15 protein-coding genes are annotated in these 14,140 nt (G+C 64.4%); 13 read left to right on the top strand and 2 right to left on the bottom strand.

Annotation, left to right across the window (positions count from 1 at the left end; genetic code table 11):
• Positions 1-160: 160 nt before the first annotated feature.
• Together G3N94_RS09305 and G3N94_RS09310 are read right to left on the bottom strand one after the other, a co-directional pair.
• Positions 161-883: an SAM-dependent methyltransferase gene (locus tag G3N94_RS09305; protein ID WP_205792094.1), complete on the bottom strand. Its 723-nt coding sequence runs from the start codon at positions 881-883 to the stop codon at positions 161-163.
• The gene (locus G3N94_RS09310; protein WP_205792095.1) at positions 880-1,518 is read right to left on the bottom strand and encodes a Maf-like protein; all 639 of its coding nucleotides are present in this window, start codon (positions 1,516-1,518) and stop codon (positions 880-882) included. The genes G3N94_RS09305 and G3N94_RS09310 overlap by 4 nt, the downstream gene beginning before the upstream one ends.
• Before the next feature lie 172 nt (positions 1,519-1,690).
• Between G3N94_RS09310 and G3N94_RS09315 the strand changes: the two genes are divergently transcribed.
• The 13 genes from G3N94_RS09315 to ltrA all read left to right on the top strand — a co-directional run bounded on the left by G3N94_RS09315 (position 1,691) and on the right by ltrA (position 14,094).
• On the top strand, positions 1,691-2,326 hold the full coding sequence (locus G3N94_RS09315; RefSeq protein WP_205792156.1) for a DUF177 domain-containing protein: 636 nt from the start codon (positions 1,691-1,693) through the stop codon (positions 2,324-2,326).
• Between the two features lie 97 nt (positions 2,327-2,423).
• Positions 2,424-2,603, top strand: a complete 180-nt coding sequence (gene rpmF, locus G3N94_RS09320) for a 50S ribosomal protein L32 (RefSeq protein WP_006051932.1) — start codon at positions 2,424-2,426, stop codon at positions 2,601-2,603.
• A 129-nt stretch (positions 2,604-2,732) separates the two neighbouring features.
• Positions 2,733-3,839, top strand: a complete 1,107-nt coding sequence (plsX, locus tag G3N94_RS09325) for a phosphate acyltransferase PlsX (protein ID WP_205792096.1) — start codon at positions 2,733-2,735, stop codon at positions 3,837-3,839.
• On the top strand, positions 3,840-4,829 hold the full coding sequence (locus G3N94_RS09330) for a beta-ketoacyl-ACP synthase III (protein ID WP_205792097.1): 990 nt from the start codon (positions 3,840-3,842) through the stop codon (positions 4,827-4,829).
• A gap of 85 nt (positions 4,830-4,914) precedes the next feature.
• Complete coding sequence (gene fabD / locus G3N94_RS09335; protein ID WP_205792098.1) at positions 4,915-5,847, top strand: ACP S-malonyltransferase; 933 nt, start codon at positions 4,915-4,917, stop codon at positions 5,845-5,847.
• A gap of 36 nt (positions 5,848-5,883) precedes the next feature.
• The gene (gene fabG, locus G3N94_RS09340) at positions 5,884-6,633 is read left to right on the top strand and encodes a 3-oxoacyl-ACP reductase FabG (RefSeq protein ID WP_205792099.1); all 750 of its coding nucleotides are present in this window, start codon (positions 5,884-5,886) and stop codon (positions 6,631-6,633) included.
• Between the two features lie 144 nt (positions 6,634-6,777).
• Positions 6,778-7,017, top strand: coding sequence for an acyl carrier protein (gene acpP, locus G3N94_RS09345; protein WP_004197638.1), 240 nt, complete (start codon positions 6,778-6,780; stop codon positions 7,015-7,017).
• 149 nt (positions 7,018-7,166) lie between these two features.
• Positions 7,167-8,399: a beta-ketoacyl-ACP synthase II gene (gene fabF, locus G3N94_RS09350; RefSeq protein WP_205792100.1), complete on the top strand. Its 1,233-nt coding sequence runs from the start codon at positions 7,167-7,169 to the stop codon at positions 8,397-8,399.
• An 11-nt stretch (positions 8,400-8,410) separates the two neighbouring features.
• The gene (locus G3N94_RS09355; RefSeq protein WP_205792101.1) at positions 8,411-8,893 is read left to right on the top strand and encodes a hypothetical protein; all 483 of its coding nucleotides are present in this window, start codon (positions 8,411-8,413) and stop codon (positions 8,891-8,893) included.
• A gap of 113 nt (positions 8,894-9,006) precedes the next feature.
• Positions 9,007-9,606, top strand: a complete 600-nt coding sequence (gene rpoE / locus G3N94_RS09360; RefSeq protein ID WP_010091835.1) for an RNA polymerase sigma factor RpoE — start codon at positions 9,007-9,009, stop codon at positions 9,604-9,606.
• Positions 9,607-9,690: 84 nt separating this feature from the next.
• A complete protein-coding gene (locus tag G3N94_RS09365) occupies positions 9,691-10,305 on the top strand; it encodes a sigma-E factor negative regulatory protein (protein WP_205792102.1) in 615 nt (204 codons plus the stop codon).
• 5 nt (positions 10,306-10,310) lie between these two features.
• On the top strand, positions 10,311-11,393 hold the full coding sequence (locus tag G3N94_RS09370; protein ID WP_205792103.1) for a MucB/RseB C-terminal domain-containing protein: 1,083 nt from the start codon (positions 10,311-10,313) through the stop codon (positions 11,391-11,393).
• A 1,000-nt stretch (positions 11,394-12,393) separates the two neighbouring features.
• Complete coding sequence (ltrA, locus tag G3N94_RS09375) at positions 12,394-14,094, top strand: group II intron reverse transcriptase/maturase (protein WP_205792104.1); 1,701 nt, start codon at positions 12,394-12,396, stop codon at positions 14,092-14,094.
• Positions 14,095-14,140 lie beyond the last annotated feature (46 nt).

The following is a 14,140-nucleotide window of genomic DNA, read 5'->3' on the forward strand; positions in this document are numbered from 1 at the left end:
CGCCAAGCGCCAAGCGCCAAGCGCCAAGCGCCAAGCGCCAAGCGCCAAGCGCCAAGCGCCAAGCGCCAAGCGCCAAGCGCCAAGCGCCAAGCGCCAAGCGCCAAGCGCCAAGCGCCAAGCGCCAAGCGCCAAGCCACGCGCCCGGAGCCCGGTTCCGCCGTCAGTTCGCGAGCAGCAGGAAGATCGCAGGGCGCTTGTGCAGATCCGGCACCGGCGCCTTTTTCCAATCCGCCACGGTGCGGCTCGCGATCGTCTCGGTCGCGAGCGTCAGGTCGGCCGCGACGCAGATCAGCGTCGACGGCGCGCAGGTCGCGACGAGCGTGTCGAGCATCGCGTGATTGCGGTATGGCGTCTCGATGAAGATCTGCGTCTGGCGCGCCTTGCGCGACAGCTGCTCGAGCTCGCGCAGCCGTTTCGCGCGCGCGGCCGCGTCGACCGGCAGGTAGCCGTTGAACGCGAAGCTCTGGCCGTTCAGCCCGGACGCCATCAGCGCGAGCAGGATCGAACTCGGTCCGACGAGCGGCACGACCTTCACGCCGCGCTCGTGCGCGCGGCGCACCAGTAGCGCGCCGGGATCGGCGACGGCCGGGCAGCCGGCCTCGGACACGAGCCCGGCGTCCGCGCCGGCCAGGATCGGCGCGAGCAGCCGGTCGATCTCGCCGGCCGGCGTGTTCACGTTCAGCTCGCGGATCTCGATCTCCTGGATCGGTCGTGTCGTGCCGATCTTCTTCAGGAACACGCGCGTGGTCTTCGCGTTCTCGCCGATGTAGTAGCCGAGCGTGCCGGCGCGTGCCTGCACGGCGGCGGGCAGGACCGCGGCCAGCATCGACGCGTCGCCGTCGCCGAGCGTATTCGGTACCAGATAGAGCGTGCCGGCCGTCATGCGCGACCTCCGCGGGCGCCACTGACGGTAAGGAGCGGGTAGCCGGCGGTGCGCAGCATCCGCGTCAGTGCGATCAGCGGCAGGCCGACGAGCGCGGTCGGGTCGTCCGAGTCGATCGCGTCGAGCAGCGCGATGCCGAGCCCCTCGGATTTCGCACTGCCCGCGACGTCGTAAGGCGTTTCCGCGTGCAGGTACGCGTCGAGTTCGGCCTCCGGCAGCGTGCGGAAGCGCACGCGCGTCACGATGTCCTCGGTCTGCGTTTCGTCGGTCCGGCTGTCGTACAGGCAGAGCGCGCTGTGGAATTCGACGTCGCGCCCCTGCATCGCGACGAGCTGCGCGAGCGCGCGCTCGTGGGTGCCGGGCTTGCCGATCTGCAGGCCGTCGAAGGTCGCGACCTGGTCGGAGCCGATCACGAGCACACCGTCAGGCGCATCGATCGTCGCGGCGACGGCGCGCGCCTTCGCGCCGGCGAGGCGCAACGCAGTCGCGGCAGGCGTTTCGCCGGGCAGCGGCGTTTCGTCGACGTCGGGCGACACGACGTCGAACGGCACGCCGAGGCGCTCGAGCAGCGTGCGGCGGTAACGGGAACTGGAGGCGAGAATGAGCCGCGGCGGGCGGCAAAGGGTGTCCGGCATGGTCGGTTGGATCGGTGGTTGCGAGGCGCCGCGCGGGCGCCAGCTTAAGTGATTGACTGTAAAAGATAAAACGGTTATGCTTTTGCGCTTTTCATCGGTGGGTTCCTGTGAGGCACCCGCCGAGTCTTCGGAAGTTCACGGCGTCGGGCCGGATCGACTAGCAGGAGCGCACATGAATCCCTCTTCTGGCAAACCTGCGGTTTCGCTCGATCCGCACGCGATCGACCTGTTCGAATTCGCTCGCAGCGGCCGGCAGGCATCGGGTGCGGTGCACCTTTCGCAGTTGCCGCGCATGTTAAACGAAGTGCCGGCAGACGCGCCAGATCGCGACACGGTGTTTACGTGGCAGGCGGAAGGGTTCACCCAGAAGGAGCTGCAGGACGATGGCTCCGACGGGCAGCAGCCGTATCTGCGCGTCGCGGTGCACGGCCATGCGTGGCTCACGTGTCAGCGCTGCATGACCCCGTGCGATCAGGCGTTCGACATCGACATGACGTACCGGGTCGTTGCGACCGAAGAAGAAGCTGAAGAATTTCCGCTCGACGACGATGAAGCCGATGTGATCGTGGGCTCGCGCCAGTTCGATCTCGTCGACTTGATCGAGGAGGAGTTGCTGCTTTCGCTGCCGCTCGTGCCCAAGCACGAGGTTTGCCCGGCGGTTCACGAAAGCCTCGTGTCGGGTGCGAGCGGTCCCTCGGAAGAATCGGACGAAGCGTCCGAAGAAGGCGGGGACGAAGGCAAACAGCCGAATCCGTTCGCAGCGCTCGAAGCGCTGAAGAAGGGCGGGGACGGCAACAAGAATCACTGAGCAGTGTGGCGCGGGAAGGCGTAAGGGCCGTGGGCCAGGGTAGTTAAGCGCCGGATCGGGCTGTGTTAGAATCCGGAAAATTATTTAGGAGTTAGTCATGGCAGTCCAGCAAAACAAGAAGTCGCCGTCGAAGCGCGGCATGCATCGTTCGCACGATTTCCTGACGGCAGCGCCGCTGGCAGTCGAGCCGAGCACGGGTGAAGTGCACCTGCGTCACCACGTCAGCCCGAACGGCTACTACCGCGGCAAGAAAGTCGTCAAGACGAAGAACGACTAAGCGTCAAGTCACGCGTTGCGCGCTACGCTCGCCGTGCGCGTGACAACTGGTTCGCTTGACACTTTCCTGGCTCGACAAAAAGGCGGCATTCAACTGCCGCTTTTTTGTGCCTGAAATTCGTCGCATTCCATGACAGTAAAGCTCACAATCGATTGCATGGGAGGCGACCACGGCCCGTCCGTGACCGTTCCCGCGGCAGTCAAGTTCGTTCGCGCACATCCCGATGCGCACCTGATGCTCGTGGGCATCGAGAGTGCGATCCGTGCGCAGCTCAAGAAGTGCAAGGCGCTCGACGACCCTGCGCTGACCATCGTGCCCGCCACCGAAGTCGTGGCGATGGACGATCCCGTCGAAGTGGCGTTGCGCAAGAAGAAGGATTCTTCGATGCGCGTCGCCCTCAATCACGTGAAGGAAGGCGAGGCCCAGGCCTGCATCTCCGCCGGCAACACCGGCGCGCTGATGGCCGTTTCCCGTTACGTGCTGAAGACGCTGCCCGGCATCGAGCGGCCCGCGATCGCGTTCGCGCTGCCGAATCCGACCGGCTACACGATGATGCTGGACCTCGGCGCGAACGTCGACTGCGAGCCGCAGCACCTGCTGCAGTTCGCCGAGATGGGGCACGCGCTCGTGGCCGCGCTCGAAGGCAAGGAACGGCCGACGATCGGCCTCCTGAACATCGGCGAGGAAGTCATCAAGGGCAACGACACGATCAAGCGCGCGGGTGAACTGCTGCGTGCCAGCACGCTCAATTTCCGCGGCAACGTCGAGGGCAACGACATCTACAAGGGCACCGTCGACGTGATCGTCTGCGACGGCTTCGTCGGCAACGTCGCGCTGAAGACGTCCGAAGGGCTCGCGCAGATGCTGTCCGACATCATCCGTGAAGAGTTCGGCCGCTCGCTGCTGTCGAAGCTGATGGCCTTCCTCGCGCTGCCGGTTCTGCTGCGCTTCAAGAGGCGCGTCGACCACCGCCAGTACAACGGCGCGGCGTTGCTGGGTCTGAAGAGCCTCGTGATCAAGAGCCACGGTTCGGCGGACGCCTACGCGTTTGAGTGGGCGATCAAACGCGGGTATGATGCCGTCAAAAATGGCGTCCTGGAGCGCCTCGCGCGCGCGATGGCGGATAATTCCGGATCGCTCGGCGACGCCGGGCACGATGCGACCGGCGCAGGCCAGGCGAGTCCCGCCGCTGGCCAGCACGCCGAGCCTTCCGCTGCGCTATCCTCTAAGGCATAAATGGCCCAATCGACTCTCTATTCCCGCGTGCTCGGCACGGGCAGCTTCCTGCCGCCCGACCGCGTCACGAACCAGCAGCTGGCCGATCGTCTCGCGAAGGACGGCATCGAGACGAGCGACGAGTGGATCGTTGCGCGCACGGGTATCCATGCGCGTCACTTCGCCGCACCGGACGTCACGACGAGCGACCTCGCGCTCGAAGCGTCGCGCCGCGCGATCGAGGCGGCCGACATCGATCCGCAGTCGATCGACCTGATCATCGTCGCGACTTCGACCCCCGATTTCGTGTTCCCGAGCACCGCGTGCCTGCTGCAGAACAAGCTCGGCATCAAGAACGGCGGCGCCGCGTTCGACGTGCAGGCCGTGTGCTCCGGGTTCGCCTATGCGGTGGCGACGGCCGACAGCTTCATCCGCAGCGGCCAGCACCGCACGGCGCTCGTCGTCGGCGCGGAGACGTTCTCGCGCATCCTCGACTTCACCGACCGCACGACCTGCGTGCTGTTCGGCGACGGCGCGGGCGCGGTGATCCTGTCCGCATCCGAAGAGCCGGGCGTGCTCGGCAGCGCGCTGCATGCGGACGGCAGCTACTCGAACATCCTGTGCACGCCGGGCAACGTCAATCGCGGCGTGATCGAAGGCAGCGCATTCCTTCAGATGGATGGCCAGGCCGTGTTCAAGCTCGCGGTCAACGTGCTCGAGAAGGTCGCGGTCGAGGCGCTCGCGAAGGCGAACCTCGCACCCGAGCAGATCGACTGGCTGATCCCGCACCAGGCCAACATCCGCATCATGACGAGCACCTGCCGCAAGCTCGGCCTGCCGCAGGAGCGCATGGTCGTGACGGTTGCCGAGCACGGCAACACGTCGGCCGCGTCGATCCCGCTCGCGCTCGACGTCGCGGTGCGCGACGGCCGCATCAAGCGCGGCCAGCATGTGCTGATCGAGGGTGTGGGCGGCGGCTTCACGTGGGGCGCGTCGGTCTTCCGCTTCTGATCCCTGCGCGCGACTACTGCTGCGCGCGCTCCCAACCGGCGCGCCGTTCGTGCGCGCCGTCCGAATCGATTCAATTGGGGACGATATGAAATTTGCGTTCGTTTTTCCGGGGCAGGGCTCGCAGTCGGTCGGCATGCTCAACGCATTCGCCGATCTGGCTGTCGTGCGCGAAACGCTCCAGGAAGCGTCCGATGCGCTCAACCAGGATCTCGGCAAGCTGATCGCCGAAGGTCCGGCTGAAGAACTGAATCTCACCACCAACACCCAGCCCGTGATGCTGACGGCCGCGTACGCGTGCTATCGCGCATGGCAGCAGGCGGGCGGCCCGGTGCCGTCGATCGTCGCCGGCCACAGCCTCGGCGAATACACGGCGCTCGTCGCCGCTGGCGCGATCGCGTTCAAGGACGCGGTGCCGCTCGTGCGCTTCCGCGCGCAGGCGATGCAGACCGCGGTACCGGTCGGCCAGGGCGGCATGGCCGCGATCCTCGGCCTCGACGACGACACGGTGCGCGCAGTGTGCGCGGAAGCATCGGCCGAAGGCGTCGTGGAAGCGGTGAACTTCAACGCGCCTGCGCAGGTCGTGATCGCAGGCGCGAAGGCGGCCGTCGAGAAGGCCTGTGAAATCGCAAAGGCGAAGGGCGCGAAGCGCGCGCTGCCGCTGCCGGTGTCGGCGCCATTCCACTCGTCGCTGCTGAAGCCGGCGTCGGACCAGCTGCGCGACTACCTCGCGAACGTCGACGTGAAAGCGCCGCAGATTCCGGTCGTCAACAACATCGACGTCGCGGTGGTCAGCGATCCGGCCGCGATCAAGGATGCGCTGGTGCGCCAGGCGGCAGGCCCCGTGCGCTGGGTCGAATGCGTGCAGCACATTGCCGGCACGGGCGTCACGCACGTGATCGAATGCGGCCCCGGCAAGGTGCTCGCAGGCCTCACGAAGCGCATCGACGGCAACCTGACGGGTGCGTCGGTGTTCGATCCGGCGTCGCTCGACGAAGCGCTCAAGCTGGCGACCGCCTGACGCGGCGCCTTTCCCGAAGAAACGGACTTTCGATTCATGGAAAAGACTCTCGATAAACAGGTTGCGATCGTAACCGGCGCGTCGCGCGGCATCGGCCGGGCGATTGCGCTCGAGCTGGCGCGCCAGGGCGCGACGGTGATCGGTACGGCGACGAGCGAATCGGGCGCGGCCGCGATCTCGGCAGCGTTCGCGGAAGCGGGCGTTGCGGGCCGCGGCGCGGTGCTGAACGTGAACGACGCGGCGGCTGCCGAGGCGCTGATCGACGCGACGGTCAAGGAATTCGGCGCGCTCAACGTGCTCGTCAACAACGCGGGCATCACGCAGGACCAGCTCGCGATGCGGATGAAGGACGAGGACTGGGACGCGGTGATCGACACCAACCTGAAGTCGGTGTTCCGCCTGTCGCGCGCAGTGCTGCGCCCGATGATGAAGGCGCGCGGCGGCCGCATCATCAACATCACGTCGGTGGTCGGCTCGGCCGGCAACCCGGGCCAGGTGAACTACGCGGCCGCGAAGGCCGGCGTCGCCGGCATGACCCGCGCGCTCGCGCGCGAGATCGGCAGCCGCGGCATCACGGTCAACTGCGTCGCGCCGGGCTTCATCGACACCGACATGACGAAGACGCTGCCGGAAGAGCAGCAGACCGCGCTCAAGACCCAGATTCCGCTCGGCCGCCTCGGCAGCCCGGAAGACATCGCCCATGCCGTCGCGTTCCTCGCATCGCCGCAGGCCGGTTATATCACCGGCACGACGCTGCACGTGAACGGCGGCATGTACATGTCGTAAGCATTTTCGTTTACCATCCGCGCCGTATCCGGTTTCTGGCGGATTCGGCGCTTGATCGACCATCAAGCCAACGCGCGTTTTTGGCGGCAGCAAACCTGATAAAATGCGCGCACTTGTAATTTTGAACTTTCCCTCGGAGGGGCAATGGACAATATCGAACAACGTGTCAAGAAGATCGTCGCTGAACAACTGGGCGTCGCGGAAGCCGAGATCAAGAACGAAGCTTCGTTCGTGAACGACCTGGGCGCCGACTCGCTCGACACGGTTGAACTGGTGATGGCACTGGAAGACGAGTTCGGCATGGAAATCCCGGACGAAGAAGCAGAGAAGATCACGACGGTTCAGCAAGCGATCGATTACGCTCGCGCAAACGTCAAGGCGTAAGCGCCGTCCGCGCTTTTCGCCTGGCCGCATTTGACGCGCCATCCTGCCGGCATCCTCGCCGGACGGGCTAACAGCCACAGGGCTCGCAGGGCTGAATCCTGTGGCCACTGTGGCTTTTGTTTTTGTCATCCAATGGAAAAGAGGTTACCGTGAGCCGCCGTCGTGTTGTCGTTACAGGCCTGGGGCTGATTTCGCCTGTTGGCAATAATGTTGCCGACGGCTGGGCCAATCTCGTCGCCGGCAAGTCCGGCATCGCCACCGTCACCAAATTCGATGCGTCGAACCTGGCCGTGCATTTCGCAGGCGAGGTGAAGGGCTTCAGCGCCGAGGAGTACATCCCGGCGAAGGAAGCGCGCAACATGGATACCTTCATCCATTACGGCATCGCCGCCGGCATCCAGGCGTTCAAGGACAGCGGGCTGGAAGTGACCGAAGCCAATGCGGAACGCATCGGCGTGATGGTCGGTTCCGGCATCGGCGGCCTGCCGATGATCGAAGACACGCACGCGACGTATACGGAGCGCGGCGCGCGCCGGATTTCGCCGTTCTTCGTGCCGGGTTCGATCATCAACATGATCTCGGGCCACCTGAGCATCATGTTCGGCCTGAAGGGCCCGAACCTCGCGGCCGTCACGGCCTGCACGACCGGCCTGCACAGCATCGGCCTCGCCGCGCGCCTGATCCAGGCCGGCGATGCCGACGTGATGGTGGCGGGCGGCGCGGAATCGACGGTGTCGCCGCTCGGCATCGGCGGCTTCGCGGCGGCGCGTGCGCTGTCGACCCGCAACGACGATCCGGCCACGGCGTCGCGTCCGTGGGACAAGGACCGCGACGGCTTCGTGCTGGGCGAGGGCGCGGGCGTGATGGTGCTCGAAGAGTACGAAGCGGCGAAGGCGCGCGGCGCGAAGATCTATGCGGAAGTCTCGGGCTTCGGCATGACGGGCGACGCGTACCACATGACCGCGCCGAACATGGACGGCCCGCGCCGTTGCATGGTCGCGGCGCTGCGCGACGCCGGCGTGAACCCGGACGAAGTGCAGTACCTGAACGCGCATGGCACGTCGACGCCGCTGGGCGACAAGAACGAGTCCGACGCGGTGAAGGCGGCCTTCGGCGAGCACGCGTACAAGCTCGTCGTGAACTCGACGAAGTCGATGACGGGCCACCTGCTGGGCGGCGCGGGCGGCCTCGAATCGGTGTTCACGGTGCTGGCGCTGCACAACAGCGTGTCGCCGCCGACCATCAACATCTTCAACCAGGACCCCGAGTGCGATCTCGATTACTGCGCGAACACCGCGCGTGACATGAAGATCGACGTGGCCGTGAAGAACAACTTCGGCTTCGGCGGTACCAACGGCACGCTGGTGTTCAAGCGCGTCTGACGCGGGATCGCTTGACGAGTCCGTTCGTTAATCCGGCCGGGTGCCCGCAGCGGATCATGCTGCGGGCCTCGGCCGTGTCGTATCTGGTGCTCGCCGTTTTCGTCGCGTCGGCTGCGTGCGCGGTGCATCTGTTTCTCGCGCCGCGGGCCGGCGTGGCGGCCGGTGTTGCCGGTGCGATCGCGGTGGCGGTGCTGCTGGCCTGTGGCGCTGCGCGCGCCTGTGCGCGGCGGCTGCCGGCCGAGTTGCAGATCGACGCGTTCGGGGAGGTTGCGGCGTTTGGCCGCACCGGGCGGTTGCTCGCGCGCGGCCGCGTGACGGGCCATGCACACTGGAGCAGCCTGCTGCTCGTGCTGTCGGTCGGGCCGGACGGGTCGAAGGGGCCGAAGGGGCGCGGGGCGCGCCCGCTGCTGATTCCGGCCGACGCGCTCGATGCGGCGTCGTTCAGCGGGCTGTCCGTGCTCGCGCGGACCGCGGGCGCGGCCGGTCGTGCATGATGGCGGCGTATGGCGCGCATGGCGGCGGTGTGGTTACGGACCGTAACCAGCGCCCGGCGCGGGGACGCTACAATATTGCTCCGCGTTGCATCCCTAGTTAACGGATTTGTCAGGTGAGTGAAAAAGAAATCGATCAGGTTCTGGTCGAGCGCGTACAGAAAGGCGACAAGGCGGCGTTCGAACTCCTGGTCTCCAAATACCACCGCAAGATCATTCGGCTGATCTCGCGCCTCGTGCGGGATCCCGCCGAGGTCGAGGATGTGGCCCAGGACGCGTTCATCAAGGCCTACCGCGCGCTGCCGCAGTTCCGCGGCGAGTCCGCGTTCTACACGTGGTTGTACCGGATTGCCGTGAATACGGCGAAGAACTACCTTGCGACGCAAGGCCGCCGGGCGCCGACCTCGACCGAGGCGGATGCCGAGGAAGCGGAAACTTTCTCCGACGCAGACCAACTAAGGGATATCAACACGCCTGAGTCGATGTTGATGAGCAAGCAGATTGCGGAGACGGTCAACGCTGCAATGGCCGTCTTGCCCGAAGAGCTGCGCCAGGCCATCACGCTGCGCGAGATCGAAGGGCTGAGCTACGAGGAAATCGCGGAAATGATGGGCTGCCCGATCGGGACGGTCCGCTCGCGGATTTTCCGGGCTCGCGAGGCAATCGCTGCAAAATTGCGTCCGCTACTCGATACCCCGGAAGGCAAGCGCTGGTAAGCGCTTCGGGGAACGGAGCGGGTCGGGGTCTAGTTACGGATAGAGTCGTGCATTCACGACGGGGTGTGCAAGATGGGGAGCATCATGGGGTCGGTCAATACGCAGTCGCAGGCGTGCTCGCGCAGCGAACGCCTTTCCGCTCTGGTCGACGGCGAAACGTTCGACGGCTCGGATCACGGGCAGTTTCTGGCTGGGTTCGAACGCGCGGATCGCGCTGCGTGGGCTCATTACCACCTGATCGGCGATGCGTTGCGCTCGGACGAACTCGCGCTGTCGCCGGTGCTGAGCGCGTCGTTCACCGCACGCATGTCGGCCTGCCTCGAGGCCGAGCCGCATCTGCTCGCGCCGGCCGCCGCGCCGGTCACCCGCAAGCTGCTGTCGCTGCGCCGGCGTGTCGTGCCGGCGTTCGCCGTGGCAGCCGCGGCCGCGACGCTGACGTGGATCGTCGTCCCGCAGATGCAGACGGCCAGCGCGCCGGGCGTCCAGGTCGCATCGGTATCGGCGCAGCAGCAGGGCAACCTGCAGCGCGTGACGGTCGCGCAGGCGCCGTCGCAGCCGGGGCTGGCCGACGCCAACATCATTCGCGACGCGAGTCTCGATCAATACCTTGAAGCGCACCAGCAATTCGCGCAGCAGCCCGTCGTCACGGGCTCGATGCCGCTGATCCGCGCTGCCGTGACCACGACGCCAGGCCAATAAACCCGATGCGGACTTTGCGGTTGAATCACGCCATCTACGGATGGATGCGGCTGCCGGCCCTCCTGCTTTGCGCAGCCGCTCTGTTGTCCGTTCAATCCCTTCAAGCCAACGCCCAGCAGCCGGACGATCCCGTCGCGACCCGCAAGGGTGCCGCGGAGTGGCTCGACCGCATCCAGCAGGCGGCGCAGCAACAGAGCTACGACGGCACGTTCGTCTACCAGCGCGGCGGGTTCGTGCAATCGTCGCGGATCGTGCATTACGCGTCCCGCGACGGCGAATTCGAGCGGATCGAGAGCCTCGACGGCAAGCCGCGCAAGCTGCTGCGACACAACGACGAGCTGTACACGTTCGTGCCCGAGCGCAAGCTGTGCGTCGTCGAGCGCCGCCAGGCCCGCGATTCGTTCCCTGCGTTGCTCGGCGCGAGCGGCGAGCACGTAATGTCGGTCTACGACGCGAAGCTGCTCGGCAAGGACCGCGTGGCGGGGCTTGACGCGCAAGTCGTCGAACTGGTGCCGAAGGATGCGTACCGTTTCACGTACAAGCTGTGGGCCGACGCCCGCACGGGCCTGCTGCTGCGCTCGCAGACGCTCGACGCGAGCGACCACGTGCTCGAGCAGATCGCGTTCTCGCAACTGCAGGTGGGTGGCGCAGGCGCGGGCGACAAGAGCGCGATCGCGGCGGGCATGAAGAACCTGAACGGCTGGACGGTCGTGCGACCGCCCGTGTCGCCGGTCGACATGGAGGCGCAGGGCTGGCAGCTCGCGCCGAGCGTTGCCGGCTTCCAGAAGATCCGCGAAGTGCGGCGCCCGATGGCCGCGCGCGACGCAGGCGACCCGCCGATTCCGGTCGACCAGGCCGTTTTCACCGACGGGCTTGCGACGATCTCCGTTTTCATCGAACCTGCCGAGAAGAACACGCGCAAGGAAGGCGCGGGCAGCACGGGTGCGACGCACGTGCTCGTCAAGCGCCGCGGCGACTACTGGATCACCGTGCTCGGCGAAGTGCCGCCGGCCACGTTGCAGCAGTTCGCGTCTGCCATAGAATACAAGGCTTCGTGCGACGCGAGTCGCATCGACTGTCGGCGATGAGCCGACCTATTGGTGACCTATGGTCACCCCTGTGAAAGTGGGAACTGGCAGCAGTACGCTGGAACTCACTATTGGCGAAAAGCGGTTGTAGTTGACCGCCTATCGCATTGCATTAGCCTGATTACCGTCAGGTTCCGCCCAGTTAGCGGCTTCAACTCCGCTAACAAGGCGGATTGGTGTTTGCAATTTCCCCGTAGCTTCCGGATGCGGGGAACTCATCTGGTCGAGCGAAAGCTCGGTGTGTCATTGTTCGGCCTCACCAGTTAATGGGTGAGTGCAGTGAACCTGCTGTGCGACCAGCAGTAACCTAGGAGGACATGCGCCACTGGTAACGGTGGGGTGTGAAGCTTCTCTGACAACGTAGCCCCCGGAAGTCTCGGGCAGGTAGTGATCGTGAGATCACTACTTGGAGATCCCTAGCAGCAAGGGGTCAAGGAGCTAGGTTGACTGATATGGCCAATGTAAGTGAACTGCTGATAAACCTCGTCAGTATTACGATGCCAAAGCTGATGACAGGCATCAACCAAAAGGTGTGCGGCTGGATAACTCGCTGGAGTCTCGGGTTACGTCGTCGTCAAGCCGCCGGGGGAGAGGCAGGGCCTAAGTCAGTCGTGTGACATGCCGGGAACGCGGTAAGCCCGTATAGCCGCCAAGAGAAGTTGGCTTGGCAGGTGGACCGTGAGGAACACTGTTGGCTGTGCGGGTATGGGAGGACGGAAAAAGCGAATGGCGGGCTGTAATGGCCCGCATAGAGGTTGAAACATTACCTCACGCGAAAGCGGGCAGACTTCCGTCTGGTCTACCGTCGCAAGACGGCTGACAGACCTTTTTGACTTGGTGCAACGCGGGCACTTGTGCCCGTTTGCAAGTACCGGTTCAAAGTATGGACGCACGTGCCCATACCTAGAACGAGAGTGGTTCCCCAGCGGGGCATATCTGCCCCGCTGGGGCAGCTGTGTCTACTGCTGGAGGGCTGATCACCCCAAGGTAGGAGAGCAGCATGAAAGTATCCGTCCGAAAGGATGGATCTGCGCTTTCCCACGCGCCGGACAACTGGTACGCCGTAGATTGGCGTCGAGTGGAACGGAACGTGAGAGGGATGCAGATTCGAATTGCGAAGGCGACGCGGGAAGGTGACTGGCGCAGGGTGAAAGCCCTGCAAAGGATGCTGACCCGCACGTTGTCCGCGAAGCTGTATGCGGTACGACGTGTTACGCAGAACCAGGGTGCGCGAACGGCTGGAGTCGATCGCGAACTATGGGACTCGCCTGAGAGCCGATGGGAAGCTGTCGGCAGGTTGAAGCGGCGCGGATACAAGCCTCTGCCATTACGGAGAGTCTTTATCCCCAAGGCCAATGGGAAGTTACGCCCTCTGGGTATACCGACCATGCGGGACAGAGCGATGCAGGCTTTGTATCTGCTGGCCTTGGAGCCGGTGTCGGAATCGAAGAGCGACCCGAACTCGTATGGGTTCAGGCTAAATCGTTCAACGGCTGACGCCATGTCTCAACTGTTTGTTTCTCTGTCCAAGAAGGCCTCGGCCCAATGGGTATTTGAAGCAGACATCAAGGGGTGCTTTGACCACATCAACCACGACTGGCTGGCGAACCATGTCCCAATGGACAAGGAGATCCTCCGGAAATGGTTGAAGGCTGGCCTGATTTACAAAGGCCAGCTACAGGTGACGGAGGCCGGTACGCCGCAGGGAGGCATTATTTCCCCGACGTTGGCCAATGTGACGCTGAACGGGCTGGAACGAGAACTGATGGAGCACCTTCGTGCGACATTAGGAGTAAGGACGGCCCAGAAACAGAAAGTGAATGTGGTGCGGTACGCGGACGACTTCGTGATCACCGGCGTCTCGCAAGAGGTGTTGGAAAACGAAGTTCGACCTTGGGTGGAAGCATTCCTTGCACAACGAGGCTTGCAGCTCTCCGAGGAAAAGACACGGATCGCTCATATTGACGACGGTTTCGATTTCCTTGGGTGGAATTTCCGGAAGTACTCGGGGAAACTGCTCATCAAACCGAGCAAGAAGAACGCTAAAGCGTTCTATCGCAAGGTGGCGGAAACAATCAGCGGCAACAAGACGGTGAAGCAGAAGGATTTGATCCAAAAGCTGAACCCGATGCTACGGGGATGGGCGCAGTATCACAGCCCCGTGGTGGCCAAACAGGCGTACAGCCGCATGGAGTATCTGGTGTTCCGGAGGCTCTGGCGGTGGTCAAAGAGGCGACATCCGCAGAAAAGCGCCGATTGGGTGAGAAGGAAGTACTTCCATCCCGTCGATGACAGGAAGTGGGTATTTGCCGTCCACACTGTTCGAGATGACGGCAGTGAGGGGCTGCTTGCTCTGTACCCAATTAGTGGTACGGTGATCAAGCGGCATAAGAAGGTGAAGGGGGACTTCAATCCCTTTGATCCGGAATGGGAGCAGTACAGCGAGTCACTACGGCAGGAACGCATGGCGGATTCGATGCGTTATCGGCGGCAGTGGGTCTCGTTGTACATGACGCAGGGCGGGATGTGCGCGCACTGCGGATGCGCTCTGACGGAGGAGACGGGTTGGCACGACCATCATCTGGAGTACCGGATGCATGGCGGTTCTGACGCGTTATCCAACAGAGTGCTGCTTCACCAACACTGCCACCAGCAGGTGCACATTGGTAGAATCGCGGTAACTAAGCCGGTCCAGCAATAGCTAGGACTTTGTTCGTAGGCTCGAGCCGTATGCGGGGAAACTCGCA

The organism is Burkholderia sp. Ac-20353, assembly GCF_017104785.1.
Lineage (GTDB): Bacteria > Pseudomonadota > Gammaproteobacteria > Burkholderiales > Burkholderiaceae > Burkholderia.

Coding starts and splice junctions, on each gene's coding strand:
- acpP (WP_004197638.1), top strand. CDS start 6,778: ATGGACAATATCGAACAACGTGTCAAGAAGATCGTCGCTGAACAACTG.
- G3N94_RS09370 (WP_205792103.1), top strand. CDS start 10,311: ATGCGGACTTTGCGGTTGAATCACGCCATCTACGGATGGATGCGGCTG.
- G3N94_RS09330 (WP_205792097.1), top strand. CDS start 3,840: ATGGCCCAATCGACTCTCTATTCCCGCGTGCTCGGCACGGGCAGCTTC.
- G3N94_RS09305 (WP_205792094.1), bottom strand. CDS start 883: ATGACGGCCGGCACGCTCTATCTGGTACCGAATACGCTCGGCGACGGC.
- plsX (WP_205792096.1), top strand. CDS start 2,733: ATGACAGTAAAGCTCACAATCGATTGCATGGGAGGCGACCACGGCCCG.
- ltrA (WP_205792104.1), top strand. CDS start 12,394: ATGAAAGTATCCGTCCGAAAGGATGGATCTGCGCTTTCCCACGCGCCG.
- G3N94_RS09365 (WP_205792102.1), top strand. CDS start 9,691: ATGGGGTCGGTCAATACGCAGTCGCAGGCGTGCTCGCGCAGCGAACGC.
- fabD (WP_205792098.1), top strand. CDS start 4,915: ATGAAATTTGCGTTCGTTTTTCCGGGGCAGGGCTCGCAGTCGGTCGGC.
- G3N94_RS09315 (WP_205792156.1), top strand. CDS start 1,691: ATGAATCCCTCTTCTGGCAAACCTGCGGTTTCGCTCGATCCGCACGCG.
- G3N94_RS09310 (WP_205792095.1), bottom strand. CDS start 1,518: ATGCCGGACACCCTTTGCCGCCCGCCGCGGCTCATTCTCGCCTCCAGT.
- fabG (WP_205792099.1), top strand. CDS start 5,884: ATGGAAAAGACTCTCGATAAACAGGTTGCGATCGTAACCGGCGCGTCG.
- rpmF (WP_006051932.1), top strand. CDS start 2,424: ATGGCAGTCCAGCAAAACAAGAAGTCGCCGTCGAAGCGCGGCATGCAT.